This window comes from Nonomuraea sp. NPDC049269 (assembly GCF_043197155.1).
Lineage (GTDB): Bacteria > Actinomycetota > Actinomycetes > Streptosporangiales > Streptosporangiaceae > Nonomuraea.
Map to the genome: position 1 here is coordinate 212,624 of NZ_JBICSO010000009.1, position 23,026 is coordinate 235,649.

Annotated in this window: 18 protein-coding genes; 12 read left to right on the forward strand and 6 right to left on the reverse strand. The window is 69.4% G+C overall.

What is annotated here, in order from left to right:
* The first annotated feature begins 2 nt into the window (after nucleotides 1–2).
* Together ACGFNP_RS44170 and ACGFNP_RS44175 are read left to right on the forward strand one after the other, a co-directional pair.
* Nucleotides 3–1,451 carry a PLP-dependent aminotransferase family protein gene (locus ACGFNP_RS44170; protein ID WP_393328956.1) on the forward strand — a complete coding sequence of 483 codons (1,449 nt, stop codon included), beginning with the start codon at nucleotides 3–5 and terminating at the stop codon, nucleotides 1,449–1,451.
* A gap of 175 nt (nucleotides 1,452–1,626) precedes the next feature.
* Entirely contained in the window at nucleotides 1,627–2,532 is a 906-nt protein-coding gene (locus ACGFNP_RS44175) for a CHRD domain-containing protein (RefSeq protein WP_358323834.1), read from the forward strand.
* A 116-nt stretch (nucleotides 2,533–2,648) separates the two neighbouring features.
* Here ACGFNP_RS44175 and ACGFNP_RS44180 read toward each other — a convergent pair whose 3' ends face one another.
* Entirely contained in the window at nucleotides 2,649–3,224 is a 576-nt protein-coding gene (locus ACGFNP_RS44180) for a TetR/AcrR family transcriptional regulator (RefSeq protein ID WP_393328958.1), read from the reverse strand.
* A gap of 87 nt (nucleotides 3,225–3,311) precedes the next feature.
* Here ACGFNP_RS44180 and ACGFNP_RS44185 point away from each other — a divergent pair, with 87 nt between their 5' ends.
* From ACGFNP_RS44185 to ACGFNP_RS44205, 5 genes are all read left to right on the forward strand, one after another.
* Nucleotides 3,312–4,322, forward strand: coding sequence for an aldo/keto reductase (locus ACGFNP_RS44185; RefSeq protein WP_393328959.1), 1,011 nt, complete (start codon nucleotides 3,312–3,314; stop codon nucleotides 4,320–4,322).
* A gap of 52 nt (nucleotides 4,323–4,374) precedes the next feature.
* On the forward strand, nucleotides 4,375–5,277 hold the full coding sequence (locus tag ACGFNP_RS44190) for an AEC family transporter (RefSeq protein WP_393328961.1): 903 nt from the start codon (nucleotides 4,375–4,377) through the stop codon (nucleotides 5,275–5,277).
* 28 nt (nucleotides 5,278–5,305) lie between these two features.
* A complete protein-coding gene (locus ACGFNP_RS44195; RefSeq protein ID WP_358323846.1) occupies nucleotides 5,306–5,941 on the forward strand; it encodes a hypothetical protein in 636 nt (211 codons plus the stop codon).
* A gap of 65 nt (nucleotides 5,942–6,006) precedes the next feature.
* Nucleotides 6,007–6,087: a putative leader peptide gene (locus tag ACGFNP_RS44200; protein ID WP_355451062.1), complete on the forward strand. Its 81-nt coding sequence runs from the start codon at nucleotides 6,007–6,009 to the stop codon at nucleotides 6,085–6,087.
* Nucleotides 6,088–6,148: 61 nt separating this feature from the next.
* A complete protein-coding gene (locus ACGFNP_RS44205; protein ID WP_358323849.1) occupies nucleotides 6,149–7,105 on the forward strand; it encodes a TauD/TfdA family dioxygenase in 957 nt (318 codons plus the stop codon).
* A 50-nt stretch (nucleotides 7,106–7,155) separates the two neighbouring features.
* Here ACGFNP_RS44205 and ACGFNP_RS44210 read toward each other — a convergent pair whose 3' ends face one another.
* Nucleotides 7,156–8,100: a DMT family transporter gene (locus tag ACGFNP_RS44210; RefSeq protein WP_358323851.1), complete on the reverse strand. Its 945-nt coding sequence runs from the start codon at nucleotides 8,098–8,100 to the stop codon at nucleotides 7,156–7,158.
* Nucleotides 8,101–8,172: 72 nt separating this feature from the next.
* Here ACGFNP_RS44210 and ACGFNP_RS44215 point away from each other — a divergent pair, with 72 nt between their 5' ends.
* A complete protein-coding gene (locus tag ACGFNP_RS44215) occupies nucleotides 8,173–9,075 on the forward strand; it encodes an AraC family transcriptional regulator (protein ID WP_393328964.1) in 903 nt (300 codons plus the stop codon).
* A gap of 694 nt (nucleotides 9,076–9,769) precedes the next feature.
* On the opposite strand, the gene ACGFNP_RS44220 is transcribed toward ACGFNP_RS44215, so the two are convergent.
* The 4 genes from ACGFNP_RS44220 to ACGFNP_RS44235 form a co-directional block, all read right to left on the reverse strand.
* Nucleotides 9,770–10,858 (reverse strand): zinc metalloprotease, encoded by a 1,089-nt coding sequence (locus ACGFNP_RS44220; RefSeq protein WP_393328966.1) that lies wholly within the window; start codon nucleotides 10,856–10,858, stop codon nucleotides 9,770–9,772.
* Nucleotides 10,859–11,145: 287 nt separating this feature from the next.
* Nucleotides 11,146–13,167, reverse strand: a complete 2,022-nt coding sequence (locus ACGFNP_RS44225; RefSeq protein ID WP_393328968.1) for an NACHT domain-containing protein — start codon at nucleotides 13,165–13,167, stop codon at nucleotides 11,146–11,148.
* Nucleotides 13,168–13,409: 242 nt separating this feature from the next.
* A complete protein-coding gene (locus ACGFNP_RS44230; protein WP_393328969.1) occupies nucleotides 13,410–14,792 on the reverse strand; it encodes a YcaO-like family protein in 1,383 nt (460 codons plus the stop codon).
* Nucleotides 14,779–14,904, reverse strand: a complete 126-nt coding sequence (locus ACGFNP_RS44235; RefSeq protein ID WP_358323862.1) for a hypothetical protein — start codon at nucleotides 14,902–14,904, stop codon at nucleotides 14,779–14,781. Before ACGFNP_RS44235 ends, ACGFNP_RS44230 begins: the two co-directional genes overlap by 14 nt.
* Nucleotides 14,905–15,275: 371 nt before the next feature.
* Between ACGFNP_RS44235 and ACGFNP_RS44240 the strand changes: the two genes are divergently transcribed.
* The 4 genes from ACGFNP_RS44240 to ACGFNP_RS44255 all read left to right on the forward strand — a co-directional run bounded on the left by ACGFNP_RS44240 (nucleotide 15,276) and on the right by ACGFNP_RS44255 (nucleotide 23,017).
* A complete protein-coding gene (locus ACGFNP_RS44240; protein WP_393328971.1) occupies nucleotides 15,276–17,345 on the forward strand; it encodes a trypsin-like serine peptidase in 2,070 nt (689 codons plus the stop codon).
* Between the two features lie 75 nt (nucleotides 17,346–17,420).
* A complete protein-coding gene (locus ACGFNP_RS44245; RefSeq protein ID WP_358323868.1) occupies nucleotides 17,421–18,464 on the forward strand; it encodes an endonuclease/exonuclease/phosphatase family protein in 1,044 nt (347 codons plus the stop codon).
* Nucleotides 18,465–18,710: 246 nt separating this feature from the next.
* Nucleotides 18,711–21,956, forward strand: coding sequence for an AAA family ATPase (locus tag ACGFNP_RS44250; protein ID WP_393328972.1), 3,246 nt, complete (start codon nucleotides 18,711–18,713; stop codon nucleotides 21,954–21,956).
* Between the two features lie 116 nt (nucleotides 21,957–22,072).
* Entirely contained in the window at nucleotides 22,073–23,017 is a 945-nt protein-coding gene (locus ACGFNP_RS44255; RefSeq protein WP_393328974.1) for an esterase/lipase family protein, read from the forward strand.
* Nucleotides 23,018–23,026 lie beyond the last annotated feature (9 nt).

Genomic DNA, 23,026 nt, shown 5'->3' on the forward strand with positions numbered 1-23,026 from the left:
CGGTGAGTACGGTGAATTCGAGCCTGGTACACGACCTGCTGGTGGACCTCGACCGGACCGGCACCACCCCGTTGCACCGCCAGATCGAGGCGGCTCTGCGCGACGCCATCCGCGCGGGCCGGCTGCGCCACGGGGCCTCTCTGCCGGCCTCCCGCCGCCTGGCCACCGAGCTCGGGGTCTCGCGGGGTGTCGTGGTCGGGGCCTACGACCAGCTCACCGCCGAGGGCTATCTCACCAGTACGCCCGGCTCCTACACCCGCGTGGCCGCCGTACCCGGGCAAACCACCCCCACTCCCGACCCGCCACCGTCCCCCGGCCCGCTCATCGACTTCGGGTACGGCCGCGCGGACCCGGCGAGCTTCCCCCGCGCCGCCTGGCTCCGCTCACTGCGGCGGGTCCTCACCGACGCCCCACACGACCGGCTCAACTACGCCGACGGATACGGCCTGCCCGAACTGCGCACCGCCCTGGCCGACTACCTCAACCGCTCCCGCGGCACCTGCGCCGACCCCGCGCACGTGCTCATCACCAGCGGCTTCGCGCAGGCCGCCATGCTGATCACCAGCGTGCTGGCCCATCGCGGGGCGCGCCGCGTCGCCGTGGAGGACCCCTCCGCCCACGACGACATACGGCAGCACGCGCGCACGCACAACCTCGACCTTCTCGGCCTGCCGGTCGCCGATCATGGCATCGACCTGGACGCCCTCGAACGCGGCGACGCCGACCTGGCCGTCCTCACCCCGTCGCACCAGTGGCCGCTCGGCGGCGTCCTGCCCGCCCGTGCCCGCATGCGGGCGGTTCAGTGGGCCCGCGACCGTGGCGCCCTCATCTTGGAGGACGACTACGACGCCGAGTACCGCTACGACCGTGCCCCCATCGGCGCCATGCAGGGCCTCGCCCCCGACGTGGTCATGTACGCCGGCTCGGCCAGCAAGACCCTCGCCCCCGGCCTCCGCCTCGGCTGGCTCGTGTTACCCCCGCACCTGACCGACGCCGTCGCCGAGGCCAAGCTCCTGGCCGACCGCGGCTCACCGGCCATCGAGCAGCTCGCCTTCGCCGACTTCCTGCTGCGGGGCGAGTTCGACCGTCATCTGCGCCGCATGCGCCCCCTCTACCGGCGCCGCCGCGACCTCCTCCTCACCCGGCTGGCCCAGCAACTGCCCGACTTCGAACCCACCGGGATCGCGGCGGGCCTGCACGTCGTCGTCTGGCTCCCGGACGACCTCCAGGAGGAGGACGTAGTGGCGGCGGCCGCCGCCCAAGGCGTCCGCGTCGCCGGCGTCGCCCCCTACCGGCTGACCACACCGGGCCGCCAAGGCCTCATCCTTGGCTACACCAGCCTGAACGACAACCAGATCACCGACGGGGTCGCGGCCCTGGCGGCAGCAGTACGCCATATGCGCGCGGGCCTGAAACAAGCCGGTCCGACAGGAGGTCGGATCTTTGCATAAACAAGATCCGCATATTCGGCAGGCGCCTTTACAAAGTAAATCAAGACCTTTCGCCCATCTTTCCCATGCGTATTTCTCCACATTCCTTCGTTGAACCCAGCCGCTGCCGCACCCCGTACAACCGTGCGTCAACAGCTAAAAGAGCCTCACCCTCGAGGCATCTGAAAGGGTCATCATGACGAAGCGCACCCTCACCGTCCCCGGCCTGGTTCTCGGTACCATCCTGGTCGCCGGCGCCCTGGCACCCACCGCCGCGCAGGCGAGCACGAGCTCCGACGTCTACCTGGCCGCCTCGCTGCTGGGCAAGAACGAGGTGCCCGCGGCGGGTCAGAAAGTCGGCGACAAGAACGGCAGCGCGATCGCCGTATTCCATATCCACGGCAACCAGGTCGATTACGCCATCCGCTGGCAGAACGTCACCGCCCCGACCGCGTTCCACATCCACCAGGGCAAAGCCGGCAAGAACGGCGACGTCAAAATCCCGTTCTTCGGCGAGGCGCTGCCCGGCAGCCTCAGCGCCGTGAAGGGCACCGTCAAGGTCAGCGACTCCGGCCTGCTCAACCGGATCACCAGCAACCCCAAGAAGTGGTACGCCAACCTGCACACCAGCGAGTTCACCGGCGGCGCCGTTCGCGCCCAGCTTTACCGGATCCGCCCGGTGGCGCTCGAGTCGGTGCTGGCGAACGGCTCGCACTCCACGCTCACCGCGTCGGCCGACGGTCGCCAGGAGGTTCCGGCGCCCGGCACGAAGGTCGGCGACAAGGACGGGCGGGCCGCGTGGCTCGTCTGGGTGAAGGGCACCCAGGTGCACTTCGCCACCGCGTGGAAGAAGATCGCCGCGCCGACGAACGGGCACATCCACCGCGGCAAGAAGGGCAAGAACGGCCCGGTGGTCGTGGACTTCTTCAGTGCCGCCAACGGCCTGCCCGCCGGGATCAACGGCATCGCGGGCTCGGCGAGCACCTCCGCCAAGGTCGCCGGCGGGATCAAGCACAACCCGAAGAACTGGTACGTCAACCTGCACACCGGTGAGTTCCCCGGCGGCGCGGTGCGCGGCCAGCTCCACGGTGGCGGCTGGTAGGCCGATCCACACATCGCGCGGGCCGGCCGATCATGGCCGGCCCGCGCGATGTGCGTTTCGGCCAACCCTGCGGACCGCCACCACGGACCGTCAGCGCGGACCGTCAGCGCGGACCGTCAGCGCGGCCGGGCGGAGCGGAGGCCGTCGAACACGATGCCCAGGGCTCGCTCCCGCAGGTCTCGATCCCAGCCGGCGCGCTCCGCGGCCAGCGTCATACCCGCCAGAATCGCCATCACCTCAGTGATGCCGGCATCGTCACGTACCGCACCCGCGCCCTGCGCTCGGGTCAGAAGCCCGCCGAAGGCCTGTACGAGCTTCCGCCCGCTCGCCGAAGTGGCCGCTTTCACATCGACACCGGCACGGACCAGCGTGTCGGCGAACGCCTTCTTCGTGGCCGCCTCCTCCACCATCCGCGTGAACAACCCGAAGAAGGCCGCACCGGCGTCCGCCGCGGACGCCAGCGCGTCCGCTTCCTCGGCCAGCCGCTCGTAACGACTGACGACGATCGCCTCGAACAGCGCTTCCTTGGTCGGGAAATGCCGGTAAATGGTGCCGACGCCGACTCCGGCGTGCCGGGCGACCTCCTCCATGGACGCGGACAGTCCCGCCGCGGCGAACACGGCCTCCGCCGAATCCAGGACGCGCGCCCGGTTGCGCCGGGCGTCGGCGCGCAGCGGTTTGGGGTCGGCCATCACGACGTCCGGACGTTGACAAGCGGAATCGATATTCCGTATCGTCTAAGCGGAATCACAATTCCGGATTCTACCAGGGGAGACACTGTGGACTACGTGACCATGGGCCGGTCCGGGCTGAAGGTCTCGCGAGCCTGCCTGGGGACGGTGAACTTCGGCACCGCCTGGGGACTCGGTGTCGGGGAGAGCGAGGCGCGGCCGATCATCGACGCCTTCCTGGACACCGGGCACAACGTCATCGACACCGCCGCCAACTACGCCGACGGCCAGGCCGAGGAGATCGTCGGCCGGGCGGTGCGCGGGAGGCGCGATTCGGTGGTGATCGCCACCAAGGCGTTCATGCCGCAGGGGCCGGGCCCCAACGACCGTGGGTTGTCCCGGGTTCATCTGACCCGCGCTCTCGAAGCGAGCCTGCGCCGGCTCGGCACCGACTACATCGACCTGTACCAATGCCACATGTGGGACGCCGACACGCCCATCGAGGAGACAATGGCCACGCTGGACGGCTTCGTACGTTCGGGCAAGGTCCGTTACCTCGGCTGCTCCAACTTCACGGCCGGTCAGATCGTCGAGGCGCAGTGGGCGGCCGAGCACTGCGGCGGCACGCCGTTCATCAGCCTGCAACCGCAGTACTCACTGCTCGCCCGGGACATCGAGGCCGAGATCCTGCCCGTCTGCGCCCGCCATGGCCTCGGCACCCTGGTGTGGGGCCCGCTGGGCGGCGGTGTCCTCGCCGGCCGCTACCGGCGGGACGCCGCTCCGGAGCCGGGCACCCGGATGGGCCGCCTGCTGGCCAGCGGCCGGCCGGCGGCGCGCGAGTGGGCCGCCGGCCAGCTCACCGAACGGAACCTCGGCATCGCCGAGGAGGTCACCAAGATCGCCGCCGAGCTCGGCACGACCCCCGCCGCGGTCGCGCTGGCCTGGGTTCGCGGCCGTCCCCATGTGACGACCGTGATCGTCGGCCCCCGCACCATGGAGCAGTACGAGCAGAACCTGGCCGGCCTTCATCTGACCCTGCCCGGGGAGCTGGTGGCCCGCCTCGACGAGGTCTCCGGTCCGGTGCCGGCCGCCGTCACCGGACACACAGCTCGCCGCTGAGGGGGCGACCCGCCCTCGGCGCACGTTCTGGGCGATGGATACGGTGTGTCGGATGCTTACGGTAGTGACGGCGTTCACCCCCATCTGGATGATCGGCGCCCTCGGCTGGCTGACCGGGCGTTTCCGGGTGGCGAGCGGGCAGTTCCAGCAGGCGCTCACGGGATTCACCTTCACCATCGCCATGCCCGCCGTGCTGTTCACCACGCTCAGCCGGACGCCGCTGAGCCAGATCCAGCCGCGACCGCTGCTCGCCTTCGCGATCAGCACCGTCCTGGTCGGCCTGCTCGCGCTGGTGACGCTCCGGGGCAAGCTGCCCGACCGGGTGATCGGCGCGATGTCGTCGGCCTACGTCAACGCGGGCAACCTCGGCATCCCCATCGGCCTGTACGTCCTGCACGACGCGACCTTCGTGGTGTCGGTCCTGATCTTCCAGGTGCTGGTGATGTCTCCACTGATCTTCCTGGGCCTGGGCGTCGAACGCTCATCCCTGCTGGCCCCGCTGCGGATGCCGATCGTGGTGGCCTCGGTACTCGGCCTGGCCATGTCCGCCCTCGGCTGGCGGCTGCCCGAACCCGTGATGCGACCGCTGGACCTGCTCGGCGGCGCGGCGGTGCCCTTGGCGCTGTTCGCGCTGGGCATGTCGCTGAACGGCTCGGCCGTCGCCTGGCGCCGGGTCGCCCCGGTGGTGACGCTCAAGCTGCTGGTCCAGCCGCTGATCGCCTTCCTGGCCGGGCGCTACCTGCTGCACCTCGAGGGCCACGCGCTGTTCGCGGCCGTCCTGTTCGCCGGGCTGCCCACCGCGCAGAACACCTACGTCTACGCCGCCGAGTACGGCCGGCCCACCGAACTGCCCCGCGACACCATCCTGGTCTCCAGCGTCCTGTCGCTGGTCACCCTCTCGGTGATCGCCCTGCTGGGCGGGATCTCGGGCCCCCTCGCGCCGGGCGGTCGCTGACCGGCGATCTTTGCGATAGAAGGTACTCGTGAGGAGACTTCTGCGCCTGTTGACCGCCCCGCTGCTCATCGCGACCCTCGTCCTGACCGGCACTCCCGCCCGCGCCGACACCGACCCGGTGCTGGCCGCCCAGTGGCAGCTCGCCTGGGACACCTACCGGTTCTACGAGCACCTGACCGGGCCCCTTCCTGTGGACGGCCGGACCGCGGCCACCCGTGACCTCTCGATCGACATCGACGCCCCCATCGACCACGTCTTCGCGGCGTACTCCGACATCAACCACCACATCGGCCTGCATCCCTTCCTGAAGCGCGTCGCCACCCACGCCGACTACGTCCAGGACGGCCTGCGCTACGTCAACTTCACGGCCGTCGAGGACGTCCCGGTCACCGACGGGGTGCCCATCACCGTCAACACGCACGCCCAGCAGCGCATCCACGGCGCGGACTATTTCTACGAGACCGACACCTGGACCATGCCCAACGTCGTCACCCACCAGGTGATCGTCTTCACCGATCTGGGCGGCGGCCACACCCGGGTGACCGAGCACCTCACGTTCGAGGCGAACGTCCTGCTCATCGACTTCACCGTGACGAACGGCGTCTCCTCCCACCAGCAGACCCAGGTGGCGTTGAAGGAGGCGATCGAGAGCGGCCGGCTTTGACTGAGATCCAAGAATCCCCTAATTTCCTATTGCTTTTGTGGGGAATTTAGCGCAGGATCTGGACTGTGAAGAGCAGCGAGCTTCTGGTGGCTCGCCTCCACGTCGATCTCAGACGGCAGGCGAGCGCGCTCTGTGCCATGCGGTGACCTCCGGGTCCCGCTCCCCGTCTCCCCTTTTCACACTCCACCATCTCAGGAGCGCTTCAGCATGCCCACGACCAGCATTCTGACCGTCAATCGCGTGGCCGGGCACATCGGTGCCGAGATCACCGGCATCGACCTCGCCCATCCCCTGGACCCCTCCACCGTCGAGGAGATCCGCCAGGCCCTGTTCACCCACAAGGTGGTCTTCTTCCGTGGCCAGACCCTCGACCACGCCGGCCAGATCGCCTTCGCCCGCCAGTTCGGCGAGCTGACCCATGCCCACCCGCACGAGGACACCCCGCCGGAGGATCACCCGCAGATCCTCACCATCGACCCGCGCCGCTACGAGGAGCGATACGGCCCCGACTACCGCGAGCTGAACCGCAAGCGGCGCTACTCCTACAACTCCGGCTGGCACACCGACGTCACCGCCGCCGTCAACCCGCCGGCCGCCTCGATCCTGCGGGCCGAGACCGTGCCGGCGTTCGGCGGCGACACCCAATGGACCAACCTGGTCGCCGCGTACGAGGGCCTGTCCGCGCCGCTGCGGGCGTTCGTGGACGGCCTGCGCGCCGAGCACCGCTTCCTGGCCGGATATCGACCGGCCGAGAACGACGGCAAGCTCGTCAAACGGATCAACGACAACCTGCTGGTCTCCGTCCACCCCGTGGTGCGGGTGCATCCCGAGACCGGCGAACGGGCGCTGTTCGTCAACCCCGGCTTCACCGATCACATCGTCGGCCTGTCCGCCGTGGAGAGCCGCCGCGTGCTGGACCTGCTGTACGAGCAGATCACCCGTCCCGAGTACACCGTCCGGTTCCGCTGGCAGCCGGGCAGTCTGGCCTTCTGGGACAACCGGGCCACCGCCCACCTCGCTCCGTCCGACCTCGACCACCTGGACGTCCAGCGCACCCTCCACCGGGTCACCCTGATCGGTGACCGGCCCGTGGGTCCCGACGGCTTCGTGTCCGAGATCGTCGCCGGTCGGGAGTTCAGGGCCGAGTCCCTCGTCGTCGCCTGACGGCCCGAGCGCGTGCGGGCGTGATCGGGGCCGCGCCCGCACGCGCTCTGTTATCCGTCTCGTCGACCGGCCCACGGGAGCCGGCCCTGAGTGACGGCGAGGACGGCGCCGACGAGGAGCACCGCCGCTCCCACCGCCTGCACCGTGCCGAACGACTCCCCCAGGAACAGGGCCGAGCAGGTGGTCCCGACCACGGGCACGAGGAACATCATGATCGACGCGGAGGCGGGGCCGACGGCGTGGATGCCCCGGTAGTAGAGCAGATTGGCCACCGCGGTCGGACCGAGCGCGACAAAAACGACGTTCAGCCAGACGTGGGCGGGCACGTTCTGCCAGGCGACGTCGACGGCCGATGGCACGCTGTACACCGCCAGCAGCACCGCCCCGCTCAGCGTCGCGTACGTCGTCGCCTCCAGCGGTTCGATCCCCGCGAGCACGCGGCGCCCCGCCAGCGTGAACGCCGCCCAGCAGCAGGCGCTGAGCAGGAAGAGCAGGTCCCCGGCGAGCCGGCCCTGCCCACCGCCCGCCGCCCCGCCCGAACCCGCGAAGAAGATCAGCGCACCGGCCGCGCCGACGGCCAGACCCGCCACGCGCGCCGGGGACGCCTTCTCCTTCCCCGTCAGCAACAGGAATGTCGTCGTCAGCACGGGGCTCATGACCGGCACGATGGTGCTCCCGTCGATCGCCGGCGCGAGCGACAACCCCCAGAAGAACAGCACGTTGTACACGAAGACACCGAGCACACCCGCGCCGGCCGCCCGCGCCCGGTCCCGCCAGGACGCCCGCCGGGCCTCGCCGCCCCGGCGGAAGAGTCGCAGGGCGATCAGCAGAGCCACGGCCCCACCGCCGAACCGCAACGCCGCCACCACAGGGTGCGGCAGGTAATCGACGATCACCTTGGAGCTGCCGAAGCCACTCCCCCACAGCAACATGGTCGTTCCCAGCAGCAGGTACGGCCTCGTCCGTACAGGGTCACTCGTTGCCGTGCTCACCATGAGGTCACCTCCGTCACATGCCACCGCCCTCGGCGGCAGTGACCAGCCTGCGCCGAAGCCGGTATGCCGGTCTTGTACGCTCGTGCACTCAGTGAGGAGCCGAACGGAGGTGACGAGGAGTTGAGCGGCGCGGCCGGCGAATGGACCCGTTACTGGCGTTCGCCCGACAAGCCGCTCGAGGCCATGTACGCGCATTTCCTGCGCCATCGCTACCACCGGCACAGCCACGAGACCTACTCCTTCGGCGTCACCGAGCACGGCGCGCAGACCTTCACCTGCCGCGGCGCCGGGCACACGAGCTCGGCCGGCATGGTGATGGTCTTCAACCCCGACGAGGTCCACGACGGGCACGCGGCCCACGAGCTGGGCTTCATGTACCGGATCGTGCACATCGGCCATGAACTGATCGCCGACGTGCTCGCGGACGTGACCGGGCGTCCGGCGGGGCTGCCGCTGTTCGCGGCCCCGGTCCTGGACACGCCTGTCCTGGCGGCGCGCCTACGCGACCTGCACACCGCCCTGCTGCGGGGCGCAACCCCGCTTGAGCGCGACGAACTCCTCTCCTCCGCGATCACCGCCTTCGTACACGTGGCGGCACGAACAGCGCCCCCGCCGCCCGCCGCGCTCCACTCGCCCGCCATCACGCGGCTGGCGGCGAAGGCGCGCGAGCTCATCCACGACCGCTACGCCGAGCCGATCAGCGCCGACGACCTCGCTGCCTGGACCGATGCCAGCCGGTACGCGGTCTACCGGGCCTTCCGCGCCGCCTACGGGGTGACGCCGAGCGAGTACCAGCGCCAACTGCGACTGCGCGCCGCCCGCCGCCTTCTCGGCCAGGGGCATCCCGCGGCCCGCGTCGCCGGCGAGACCGGATTCACCGACCAGGCCCATCTCACCCGCTGGTTCACCCGCTCGTACGGGGTCACGCCCACGCGGTACCGCCTGTCGACCGGCCGAGATCAGCCGACCGCGTGACCACTGCACGGTTCTGAGCAGCGGCCAGGCGACCGGGCCACCGGCGGCGTTCACCCCAGGGGAAGGAAGCCATGAGGACATGTCGCTATGGCCGCCTGCGGTGCTGGCCGAAACGATGAGGGAACCCCTGATACGGATCGACCGCCTCGACCACCTGCCGAAGGCCGCGCATGCCGTGCCCGGCAGCGCTGACCTCTGCCTGATCAGCGCTGCCCCGCTGGAGCAGGTCATGGCCGAGTCTTACCGAAGGCTTGTCGAGGTTTCTGGTTGCCCGTTAATCGCCGTCCTCCTCGATTCAGAACAGCCCTGTGCCCGGCTTCATGTCGCCTCCCCCGTGACAGGGCGTTTGGCTATGGTGAGCGCGCTGTCTGTACAGGAGACGATAGTGAGCTCGAGCGGCGTAACGTGCCCTTGGGGAAAAGTGATCTGGATGCGGTCATCCCCCTCAGATCGCCAGCGGCCGACCATCGGCCGTGGACGATCGTCCGGGCCGGGACGAAGCTCGACGAATGTCCCGTCCGCCCGGAACTCCAGCCCTCGCCGCCCTCGCCGCGAGGGAGGGAACGAGTAGTCATAGGGCCGGTACACCGCCGTGGTCTCGGTGTCCTCCTCGTGGGAGTGGAGCCAGGCACCGATGATGTCCAGCGGTGTACAGCTCACTCGTCGGCCTCCGTCGGGTGCTTGTCGTAACCGGTCATCCGCTTGAACGGCCGGTGACCATGCCGAGCGCCGAGCGGACGTCGTTCAGGATCTCCCTGGTCAACCGCTCGGTGTCGTGAAGCAGCCGCTCCACTTCTCCGTTGTGCGCGGGGTGGGCCCCGTTGTGACCCACCGCGGCAGGCACCCGCACCTCCTGCGCGACCAGGAACGAGGCTCTCGTCCCCTCCAGGCAGGCGTTCATCCGTGTGCCCTGACCTTTGGTGAACATGAACATGGACACGTCGTCGGTGTAGTCCATGTAGTTCATGAACATGTCACCATCGGGCGCGTTGCCGCAGGTGACGCGCGGGAAGGTGGGGACTCCCGTGTTTGAGCCCGCCTGGTTGGGCGTATCGGCCACCTTGTCGTCGGTGGTGCACCCGCCATCATCGTCGCCCCAGATGTGGTAGAGGTTCAGCCAGTGGCCAATCTCGTGCGTCGCGGTACGCCCGCCATCAAAGGGAGGCGCCGCCGTGCCCGTGGTCCCGAAGGCGGAGTGGAGAATGACCACGCCGTCGGTCTGCGGCGGACCGCCGGGGAACTGCGCGTAGCCGAGGAGGCCGCCCCGCAGCTGGCAGACCCATAGGTTGAGGTATTGATCGCTTGGCCATGGATCGGCGCCTCCGCCGGCACTGGCCTTCACGGCGTCGTCCCAGGTGAAGCTGGGCTGATCGGTCTCGACCCGGATGATCCCGTCAGTCGGATCGCCGTTCGGATCCCGCATCGCGAGCTGGAACTCGATCAGAGCATCTGTCACGAGCGGCTTCCACACCGGCGGCACGTTCCCCACATCGGGGTTGGTCGCGCGGAAGTCTTGGTTGAGAACGGTGATCTGGCTGTGGATCTGCTCGTCGCCGATGTTCTGCTCTGGCGCGTCCGGGTTGTGGACCACGTGGACGACGACCGGCAAGGTGACCACGTTGGTGCGTACAGGACGCCGTCCACGCTCATACTGCAGCGCCCGATTCTCGATCGTATTGCGCCGGGCGCGGTAGGTCATGCTCTCGTTGAGCAGTCTGCGATGCACGAGCATGGTCCCGCACAGGTCACGGGTCGGCGGCTGTGAAGCGCCGTATTCGGACATGGAAATCCTCCCATAGGCGAATAGGAGTACGTCACCTCATCCGAGCGAGCGCACCCCTAGGCGCGTTAGAACGCTTTGCACCTTTCGTACCCACGCCCGAATTCCTCCAAGCTCATAAAGTCGCAAATAACCCCATAATGAGCCCATTGCGCCCTGTTCATTCACGGAACGGAGTCTCCTGAACAATGCCCGAAAAAAGGGCTTAATGCGGCAACGGCGATGACATGGCCCGCAGCAAGGATGTCGGCGCGCCCCGCTGGCATACCTACCGTGACCTTGCAGTGGAGTCACGTCAGCGGTGACGGCCGCCGCGGCTCCTCCTTCGTGGGCGTCACCTGCTGCCCGCGCGCGAGATGCTGCTGCAGCTCGATGTGCCGGAACTGGTAGTAAGGCCCCTCTGCACGCAGCAGGCCCAAGCGGTGAGCGTCGTCCAGGAAATTCATGGCCCGCAGAGGCAGCATCCCCTTGGTGGCCAAGCGTGGCACCGTCAGGCTGTAGGCCAGCCAGGCGTGGTGGCTGCCCAGCATGAGCCCGACCAGCAGTCCGAGCACCAGCCCGCCCACGATCGCCATGGGCAGGTATGCCTTCAGCACGATGGCCCCAGCCATGAGCCCGACCACGAGCCCGCTGATGATCCGGACGACGGTCAGTTTCCGGTCGGCCTGCCAGGTCGAGCGGGGGGATCTCGCGGTCGCGGCGGTAGTGGGGCGCTCAACCCAGCGGATCAGGCCGGGCACGACGACGAACCATATGAAGGACAACAGGCCGATATCAAGCGCGCCCATCCCGATGACCTCCAGCCCTGGCATCCGGTTGTGCTTGAGCCAGGAGGCGATGAGAACCCCTGTGCCTCCGACGAGAGCCCCCAGGACTCCCACGAGAAGCCCGTTCCTGAGGACGCGGAGGACCTCGGAGAGCCTGCCGCGGAGCTGGAAGTCGGCGTGGCCCGGCGACTCGGTGAACCAGGATCCGGTCCTGATCATGACTAGAAGCGCGGACAGCAGGCCGATACCCGCGCCTACGTCGGGGCGTTTTGTCAGCTGCATGAAGGCCAGCCCGACCACGACTCCGATCACGATGCCGGCCCACACCCGAACCAGACCGCTGGACGTGTGACGGGCCAGGTGCCACCACGCCATGTCGCGCGGGTCGTCCTCCCTGAGTGTGAGGTGGCGGGACAGGTACGTGAGCCAACGACTGACCTGCTCCGAGGTCCACGCGTGCTGCGGACGGAAGGGCAGGGCCGGGCCGTGGGCGGGCGGGCGCGTGCTCACCAGGGCGGGGATGAGCTGATCGCACAGATGGTCGTGCAGCTCGGCCGCACTGCCGCGCCCGAGCTCCAGCAGCGGCGTCGGATTCACCCGGGGTGCGATGTAGGTGACACGGACCAACCAGAGCCCCAGAGAGGTCGAGGCGACCTTGGACAGGGCTGGGGCGGCACCCGTGCGCAGCGCTTCCAGGACCTCGGGCCAGACAGGGTGAGGCACGGGGGGAAGGCACGCCCGCAGGTAGTCGGTCGCCGCGGCGGGGGACATGGGCTGCGGCTCGATAACCGCCGCCGCTGTGATGACGTCGCCGATCTCCTCAACGGACTCGGCGAACTGCGTCGTGCGGCAGGTGAGGATGAGCTGGTCGGTCTCGCACATCGAGCGGTTGAGCGCGGTGAGCATGGCCGCGCGGGCGGCCTCCGGCAACTCGTCCAGCCCATCGATGACGGGCAGCACCTCGCCGCGGGCCACGAGCGTCTCCGGGATGTCGGGGCCGAGGCCCTCGGCGCGCAGCGCGGGATAGTCCTCCGCCAGGCTCGCGGCCAGCCAGTCCTGAAGTTGCGGATGCACGCGGTCGTTCCAGCGCGCGGCCGACAGCAGCACCGGGATGGGCTCCTCTGGTTGCCGCGTACGCAGTAGTTCGAGCACCAGCTGCACGGCCAGGGTCGTCTTCCCGGTGCCAGGACCGCCCAGAATGATCAACCGGCGGCAGCGCAGGGCGCGGAAGTTGTGCGCTATGTCCGCCATGTGCACGTCCAGGCCGGGGAACGCCACGGCGCCCTTGGCGATGATCTCGGGATGGTCGGCCAGCTCGAGGCGTTCGGTCGAGCGCCAGGCCAGCGGCATGGGCTCGGGATCGCCCAGCGAGCGCAGCACCGCCTCGTCGCGCCACTGCTGAGCCACCAGGCCGGCAAGGATATCCTGCGCGGTGCCAATGTCGGCGGACGTCGGCGCGGACGTGGGCGCACCGCTCTTGTGCCACCGGGACAGGCACTGCAGCCACGTGTCGCCCAGCGCCAGCGCGCCGCTCGCCGCCGTCATGACAGAGACGGTTCCGATTTGCATCCCCGCACCCGGGACAATCTGGGACACGAATATCAATATGGCGGACAGTGCCAGGAGCAAAACGCCCAGCCTCACCAACGCCTTGGCTTTGCGATTCTTTCGCGAGTATTGTACGGACATAAATCCATTGTGCGCATATTTCATATGAAAATAGTCCCGAAAACCCCAAACGCAAGGTCGATAAAACGGAAAGACCGGCCGCCCCATTGATGACACCGTCAATCGAGCGGCATCGATTCGGAAACTTCCTCAGGCGCGAGAAAGACGTCTGCTCCGCCGGTCGCGGCGGCCTGCCCCCTGCGGCCGGGGAGGACGAGGTTGCCGTTGGTGACCAGCATGAACCGCTCCAGGGCCGGCACGATCACGTGCACGGCGGTGACCGCGCCGGGGAGGGCGCACACCGTACGGTGGTAGGCCGGATAACCCCGCGCGGCCAGCATCGCGGCCACCTTCCGCAACTGGCCGCCGGGAGTCGCGGCCGCTTCGACGACCTGCGGGAAGGGGACCACACGCGCCTCGCGCAGGAGACCGGTGAGATCGAACCGCCCGCACGCGTGCAGCGCCGGGTGCCCCGCCAACCCGGCCAGCTCGTTCTGCGTGGGGGCGCTCGACAGGCTCTCGCCGAGGGTGGTCTGGATCAGTTCAGTGAGGGCGCGCCAGGCGGCGTAGGCCGGGCTCAGCGAGGTCCCGGCACCGCGCCGGTGCGGATGGAGGGCGGTGGGGGCCGTGTACGCCAGCATGGTCGGCACTCCGACATCGCTGGTGATGTCTAGCAGATGCACCGGTGATCCGATCAGCTCTCCCGCCGTCGCGTACGCCCGCGCGAGCCCGTTCAGCAGCGTGTCCGGATCGATCAGCCGGAGCCGCAGACCACCCGCGCCCAGGAAGGCCCGCGCCAGGAGCAGGGACAGGGCGTCCCGCTCGATCGCCTCGTTGAGGGCGTGCAGCAGTGCCTCGGCGGCGGTGACGCCGACGGCCGAGCCGCTGTTGCAGCTGTAGCGCGTCAGATGGGCGTAGTCGCAGTCGTCCCCGGCCAGTCGGCGCAGGCGCGCGGCACCGGTCTCGACGTACCAGGGCGCGAATAGGAACAGCGGTACCAGCGCCTCCGCTCCCCCGCCGAGGGCTCGATAGCGCAGGCAGGCCATTCGCCGGCCGGGCATCCGGGCCAGCAGCAGTGCGCAGACGTCCTCACGCAGCGGTCCAGCGGCGATCTCGGCCGGCGCGGCAGGTTCCATGCCGATGGGGTCGAACCCCGCCGGGCCAGTAAGGAAATGCTCGACGGCCTCGAACAGCGCGCCCACGCGGGCCTCTTCTGGGTGCCCCTTCCCCATCCCGCACGCGACCAGGGAAACCTCCCCTGCGCCGCCGAGCAGCTCGCACCACCAGGCGGTCGGATCGCGGCCTCCTCCCGCGTCCGCGAGCTCCGCCCGCAGGCCCAGCGCGGCCAGCGCCGCCTCCACGCGCCTTCCGGCCTCGCCCAACGGCACCGACCGCTCCACCTCGCAGAACGCCCGCTCCACCGTCTCCGCGCCGTGCGGCAGGGCGCAACCCCATGCCCACCGCTGAGATTCCGGATCCCGATATGGCCTACTGCTCGCCATCGCCGGACATCGCGGACGACAGTTCCTCCAGTCGGTCGAGTTCGGCCTGAGTCAGATGCTGATTCGGCCTGTCCAGCGACTCGACCGGCACATAATCGACGACATTTCCCATGAGACTCCCCCTCCACCATCATCTTGATTGCCGCTCCACCTCGACAAATACCATAAAAATGAACATAAGTCGTTTAATGACATATTTACGCATGCAGGGGCTTAACTTAACCTCGGATTCCGCGATGAGGGGACATGGTCGGACTCTTTCGCATCGGGTCACGCGGGAGCAAAGGCGTACTTGTGGTGACGCCTCCTCCCCGGCCGAGCCACGGCAACATGTGGCCTTCCGTCTCCATGTCAGGTTCAAGCGACCTATACAGGCGGTCAATTTGCCCATCGCTCCCTGGACGCTAGCTCGGCGCAACACGCATATTTATTGTGATATGCCCGTTTTAGTGGGATCGTTGAAACTTGGAGTGGCGGGTCGCTATGGATATATCAACAAAAGTCCGGGAAAATAAGCTGGAGCGGACGAAGGCGGCCGCCGAGCACTACCGCTGGAGCGGGTCCGACCGTTATGACGCCTGGCGGAGGCAGAAGCGGGGGGAGGCGTTCCCCGACTCGCCAGAGATGCTCGCGGCCCGCGCCGCTCGCCTCATCCAGCGCAATGGGGTGCCGGTCGAGGCGGCGATGGAGGCCATCCGTGCCGACGGCCTGGATCGGCCAAGGATGTACGAGCGCGTCCTCGGAGTGGCCAAAGACCTGCAGGCGTGGAGCTTCCTGCCCCGTGGCGTGCGGGCCGCACGGACCGTCGCACGGATCTCGGTCAGCGAGAACGGCCGCGAGATCCCGCTCGGCACCGGCTTCCTGGTCTCACCGAGGCTGCTGCTGACCAATCACCACGTGTTCCCCGACATCACGGCGGCACGGTCGGCCTTCGTGGAATTCGACGCTCAGGTCACCATCGACAACGCCCCTGACGTGTCCAAGCGGTTCGCCCTCGCCCCGGACACTCTCTTCATCGCCGACTACGATCTCGACTTCGCCCTGGTCCTGGTGAGCCCCGATTCCGATGGCCGACCCTCAGGGGAGACGTTCGGCTGGAACAGGCTCAGTGTTCAGACGGGCAAGCTGGTCATCGGAGAGCCGGTGAACATCATCGGGCATCCCGGCGGCCGGCTCAAAGAAATCTCCATCCGCGAAAACCGGCTGGAGGCGCGGTTGGACGACTTCATCCAGTACCAGACCGACACCGAGCCCGGCAGTTCCGGCTCCCCGGTATTCAACGACCAGTGGGAGGTGACGGCACTCCACCACAGTGGCGTGCCCAGGACCGACGACCAGGGACGGATCCTGCGGCGCGACGGGCAGATCTGGCAAGAGGGCGACGGGGACGACGCCATTGACTGGATCTCCAACGAGGGCGTGCGCATCAGCGTCATACTCAAGCATCTGGCCAGGCTGCCGCTCGACGACGCTCGCCTGACGTTGCTGGCCGAGATGGGGTCAGAGTCGGGGCTCCAGGACGGCACCGCCGCTCGGGCCGTCGTCATCGGCTTGGTCCCGCCTCCCGCGTCTTCGGTTGACGGGCTGTCCGTCGAGACAGACGTACGAGTGGCTGCCACGCACGTCCGGACCGCCGCGGCCGGCGTCGGTCTGGCCGCCGACCCGACCGCGTTCGGCGGATCCAGGCACCTGGTCTTCCTGCACGGCCGCGGCCAGCAGGGACACGACCCCGAGCGTCTGCGCCGGTACTGGACCGCCGCGTTGAACGGCGGACTCACCCGCGCACAACTGCCCACAATCGCGCCAGCCGACGTCTGGTTCCCCTTCTACGGGCCCCAGCTCGTCCAGGCCATGCAAACCCGGGAAGGCATCCCCTACTCGCCGCGGGAGATCGCCGGCGATCTCGTCGAGGCGGCCGCACCGGGATCCGGTACCACGCGTCGGCTGTACGAGCAGATGATCATCGAGGCGGCGGCCCGGACAGGCCGGCCCGCTGAACAGCCGGCCAGGGAGGAAGGGCTGAGCGATGCCGTACACCAGGGATTGAGCTGGCTGGCCGACACCACCAACCTGGATCGGCTGTTCATAGCCGCGATCTTCGCCGATGTGGCCGCCTACCTCGACAACCAGCGGATCCGGGATACCGTTCTGAACTGCGTGCTCCAGACGATGCCGCAAACCGGCCAGTTGGTCCTGGTCAGCCACAGCCTAGGCACGGTGGTCGCCATGGACCTGCTCACCCGGCTCGACCCGAGTGTCGAAGTCGAACTTCTCGTCACCGCCGGCAGCCCGCTCGGGCTGGACAGCGTCTATCAGCGCCTGCTCACCGGCGGGCCCCAGCGTCCAGACCAGGTGGCCCACTGGTTCAACGCTTGGTGCCCCAGCGATCCGGTCTCCATCGGCTGCCCGCTGAGTGACCACTGGCAGGGGGAACTGGTCGAAACCCCGGTCGCCAACCCCGCAGGCCATACCCACGACATCGAGGAGTACCTCGCTCACCCGGAGGTCGCCCAAGCGATCGGAGCCTCGCTCACCTCGCCGACCCCGGTATGACGCCCGGCGGCGCCGCAACGGGACGGACGTCCCTGCAAAGGCCACCATGCGTTCGATGAAAGGAGAGACGGAGCCATGACGACACTCAAGGTCACGACGGTCAACGGCGAGTGGATGAACGACTGGTTCACCCTCGACGCTCAGCCAGCGGCCTTCAAGCCGACATTCTCCCGCGATGGAGAGCAAGGAGTAACGGCGGAGGCCGCCGGCCGCCTGGCCGGACTGATCTCCGCCATCAACGCGGACATCGTCGCATTGGTGGAGGCGCCGAGCCGCACGGCAGAGCTGGCATTGTTCATCGAGGAGTATCTGACCGTCGACGGCACCGCCACGTATGACTTCGTGCAGGGCGATTCTGGTGGGAGCCAGAAGCTGGCCCTGTTGTTCAAACCCGACCGTGTCGCGGGCGCCCTCAGCCCCTCGGACGAGGTGGCGCCGTTCATCGAGCCGTGGCTGGCCGACGTCGACGGTGACGCGGTTCTCGACGAGTACGCGTTCACCAGGAACCCGCTGTGCTGCACAATCGATGTCGCCGGTATCAAGTTGCAGGTGGTGGTCGCACATCTGAAGTCGAACTTCATCAATCAGGGCAGCGAGATGTGGCATGACCCCGCGCGGCGGCCGGAGTTCATCCGGGCCGCGTTGCGGAACCGGCGGCGGATCGCCAACGAGGCGATGCGCATCCGCCGGGCCACGGAGCAGCGCATGGACGCCGATCCGGCCTCGGCGATCATCGTGCTCGGAGACCTGAACGACGGGCCCGGCCAGGACTACTTCGAGGAGCTGTACCTCGCGCACAACGTCACCGACATCCTCGTCGGCTCGCCGTACCGACCCGAGCGACTCTTCGGCCACGCCCAGGCCGATGTCCCTGAGGACCAGCGCTACAGCGCCGAGTTCGACGATTTCGTCACCGACGAGGCGCACCGGCGCGTGCTGCTGGACCACGTCCTCCTCTCGCCGGCCCTGACGAATGGCGTCTCACCACTGACCAAGGTGCCAGGATCCGGTCTCGTCGAACATCACGCCTGGGCCGCTCAGATCGCCGGCGACGGATCCGCACGGGACCATCGGGCAACCGATCACCGCCCGGCCAGCGTCACCCTCACCCACTCCTGAATCGATACCGGCCACCAACACCACCGACCGCGTGACCGCTGCACGGTAGCCTTGCTCCGCCTGCCGCCCGGCCGATCTCCGGCGCGACGGCGACACGAGCGAGCGGTTGCCGCGAGCGGGCACCGGCCGGCCCGTTGACGAGACACCTCAGGTAGAGCCGGTCGAGATTTTGCGAGAAGCGTTCGTCTTACCCGGGCCTTGTCGAGGTTCCATACTGACTCCTTGACATGAGCGTCGGGAGGCCGGATGTTGTACGGACGCGGGGCCGAGCAGGCCGAGGTCGACGCGCTGCTCGAAGCCGCCCGGGCCGGTCGCAGTGGCGCGGTCATCGTCAAGGGCGAGACCGGCATCGGCAAGTCGGCGCTCCTCGACTACGCCGCTGAGCAGGCCGCCGGTTGGCCGATGCTGCGCACGCTGGGTGTGGAGTCGGAGAGCGAGCTGCCGTTCGCCGCCCTCCATCTGCTCCTGCGGCCGGTGCTCGGGCACGTCGAGCGGATGCCGCCCGGCCAGGCGGCGGCGTTACGCGGCGCGATCGGGGCGGCGCCGGCCGGGGTGGCCGACCGGTTCCTCGTCGGGCTGGCCGCGCTCACGCTGCTGTCGGACCTGGCCGGAGACGGGCCGATCCTCTGCCTGATCGACGACGCGCAGTGGCTCGACGACGCCTCCGCCGACGCGCTGCTGTTCGCGGCCAGGCGGCTGAACGCCGAGGGGGTGGTCATGCTGTTCGCGTCCAGAGACGGCGCGGCCACCCCAAGGCCCGGTCCGATGACCGCGCCGGGTCCCGGAACGGTGACCACGCTGGGAGAGACTTCGCCGCGGATGGGAGCGTTCGCCGCGCCCGGAGTGGCATCGTCGCGCATGGAACCGGTGGCCGCGCCCGGAGTAACCCGGCCGCGGCTGGAGGCGCTTGCCTCGACCGGGGTGGCCGAGCTGCGGCTGGGGCGGTTGGAAGAGGTGGCGGCCGAGGCGTTTCTGGCCGAGCGGGCCGCTGATCTGGCGCCGCAGGTGCGGCGTCGGATCCTCGACGAGGCGGCGGGCAATCCGCTGGCGCTGATCGAGTTCGCCGCCGTGCTGACCCCCGAGCAGCGCGCGGGGCGGTTGAGCCCGCTGCCGTTCGCGGGTGAGTCGGGGCCGCTGTCGCAGCGGGTGCGGAACACGTTCGAGGCCCATATCGACCGGTTTCCCGAGCCGGCCAGGGCGGCCCTGCTCGTCGCGGCGGCCGATGACACCGGGGATCTCGATCTGGTGCTGCGGGCCGCCGCTCGTCTCGGCGCGACGGTCGCGGACCTGGCGCTCGCCGAACGCGAGGAGCTGATCCAGCTCTCGGCGGCCGGGCTGTCGTTCCGGCATCCGCTGATCAGGAGCGCGGCCTACCGCGGCGCCCCGTACTTCCGCCGGGTCGCCGCTCACCTGGCACTGGCGGAGTCACTGAGCGACCAGACGGCGGGGTGCCTGGGCGACCCGACGGCCAGGTCCCTGACCGGCCAGGTGGCCAGGTCCCTGAAAGCCCGGCCGGCCACACCTCTGCCCGGCCGGGCCGCCGCACCCCCACCTGACCGGACGGCCCCGCCTCTGGGCGGTCAGGCGGCCCCGCCCCTGAAAACCCGAACGCCCGCACCCCTGCACGATCGGACGGCCCCGCCCCTGGGGGGTCAGGCGGTCGAGTCTCTGGGGGGTCATGCGGTCGAGTCTCTGGGTGGTCAGGCGCGGGCCGATCGGCGGGCCTGGCATCGGGCCGCCGCCGCTACCGGTCCGGATGAGGAGGTTGCCGGAGATCTGGAGCGCGCGGCCGTACGGGCGCGTGACCGGCAAGGATCGGCCGCCGCGTCCGTGGCGTACGAGCGGGCCGCCGACCTCACCGCCGACACCGCCCACACGGCGCGCCGGCTGATCGCGGCGGCGGAGCTGGCGGTTCAGGCGGGGCAGCTGAAGCGGGCCATCGGGCTGGCCGACCGGGCGGCGCCGTTCGCCACGACTCCGACCGAGCACGCCGGACTTGCCCGGGTACGTGCTTGCGTGGAGGTGGAGCAAGGCTCGCCGAGCGCGGCGGGCCGGCTCCTCACCGAGGGCGCCGACCACGTACTGACGGCCGACCCCGCCCTGGCGGCCCGCATGCTGGCCGAGGCGATCCACTACGCCTCCTTCGCGGCCGACCCGAAGCTCGCCCACGACGCCGACCTCCGGCTCGCCGCGCTCCCGCTACCCAAAGAACCGCTCCTCGCGGGAATGGCGGTAGGGGAGGACCTACCCGTGGGAGATGACTCCCCCGCCCGCACGACGTCCGAGCTGCAGCCGCTGGCGACGACGGTCGTGGCACGGCCGGTGGAGGGCGTCTCCCGCACAACGGCCGAGCTCGCCGCGGGGATGGCGGTCGTGGCGCGACTCGTGGCGGGGCAGGCTGTGGCGGATGTCTCGCCCATCCGGGCGGTCGGCGCGCTGGCGGACGAGTTCGGCGAGTTGCTGCAACTCGCCACCTCCCTGAGCGTCGTCTCGGGCGATGAGGTGACGGCACACCGGCTGGCCGGGGCGCTGGTCGCGCGGTGTCGGGAGCACGGTCTGATCGGTGTGCTCCCCCAGGCGCTGGCGCTGCTCGCGCAGGCTCAGCTGCTGCGCGGCAGGCATCGCGAGGCGTCGGCCGCCGCGTCGGAGGCGCTGAGCGTGGCCGCCGACATCCATCAGGCCCATCGGGCCGGCCATGTGCACGGCCTGCTCGCCTGGCTGGCCGCGGTCGGCGGTGAGGAGGGGCGCTGCCAGGAGCTGGCGGCGAAGGCGGACGGCGACGTCGAGGCCACGCGGGCGCTCGCCGCCTGGGCGCTGGGGCTGTCCCAGTTGGGCTGGGGGCGGGCCGGGGCCGCTCTCGACCAGCTCCAGACGGCCGGTCAGCGCCATCCCGTGGTCGCGCTCTACGCGGCGCCCGATCTGGTCGAGGCGGCGGTCCGCGCCGGGCGGGAGGATCTGGCGGTGCGGGCGGCGGCCGGGTTCGAGGGGTGGGCGACGGTCGTGGACCGCCCGTGGGCGACCGCCGTCGCCGCCCGGCTCAGGGGGCTGCTGGCCCAGGGCGACGAGGCGGGCGAGCACTTCGCGCGGGCTGTGGACGTACCCGCTGATCAGCCCTTCCAGCAGGCGCGCAACGAGCTGCTGTACGGCGAGTGGCTCAGGCGCGCGCATCGGCGTTCGGACGCGCGGCTACGGCTGCGCGCGGCCCTTGAGGGGTTCGACGCGCTCGGCGCGGTGCCGTGGGCCCGGCGCGCCCATGGCGAGCTGGAGGCGGCCGGTGCGGCCGCCGTGTCCAGGAGCGGCGGCCTGCTCGACCGGCTGACGCCGCAAGAGCGCCAGGTGGTACGGCTGGCGGCGGCGGGATTGTCCAATCGGCAGATCGGCGCGCGGCTGTTCCTCAGCCCGCGTACGGTGGGACATCATCTGTACAAAGCGTTTCCCAAGCTCGGCGTGGCCTCCCGCGCCCAGCTCACCGGCCTCGACCTAAGCAGGTGATCGCGGCTACTTAGTCGCGAGCCGGCATGACCGGGGCGGTGCCGTCCACCGACCGATTCGCAGGTGATCGTCCGCGCTTTACCGTGCTTCCGACCTCACGGAAACGGAGAGCGTGGATGCACAGATCACTCAGATCCGGTTTAGCCCTGCCGCTGGTCGGGGCCATGATCGCAGCCGCCCTGATCGCCACCGCACCGGCCGCCTCCGCCGCCGCGCCCGCGCGGAGCGACGGGCACCGGATCACCCTCATGGTCCACGGGTTCGACCGCGAGGCCGACACCAACTGCGCCAGCTCCTGGAAGGACGCCGAGAACCTCCTGAACGCCAACGGCTGGGGCGACGTCGTCACCTTCGGCTACTACAACAAGGCCACCAACTGCGACCTCAGGCTCCAGGGGACCACCGACACGCGCATCCAGGAGATCGGCCGCCAGTTCGCGTGGACCGTCTGCTACCTGTACTCCAGCCATGACGTGGCCATCGACGTCGTGACGCACTCCATGGGCGGCCTGGTCGCGAAGGCGGCCATCGAGGGCGTCAACAGGTACGGCGTGGGCAAGACGCCGCCCGACCTGAGCGGACTGACGGTCGACAAGAACAACATCGGGGCGACCGTGTGGCCCATCGCCTGGCCTCCTTACCTGTACATCGAGGACATGGTCACACTCGCGACGCCGCACCAGGGCATCGGCAGCGCCCTGGTGACCGCGTGCGCCATCACCCACGAGCAGTGCAGCGACATGCGCCCGGGCAGCGGCTTCCTGAGCTGGCTGGGGAAACAACCACTCTCCCAAATGGGTACGGACTACACCTTCCTCGCCTCTAGCCACGACGACACGGTCAGCGCGGACTCGGCGACCAACAAGCGCACTGCCCACCATTGGGCCCTTTATGACAAGAACGCGGACGGCGGGACGCTGAGCCACACCGCCATGCGGACCACCTCGACCGGCGCATGGCAGGCCTCGTGGGGCGGGCAGCTGAGCGACGCGGGTACGGGCTCATACCCCGCGCCGCTCCTGCGGATGATGGACGGCCTGTACGACCAGCAGGCCCAGTAGTCCGGAAAC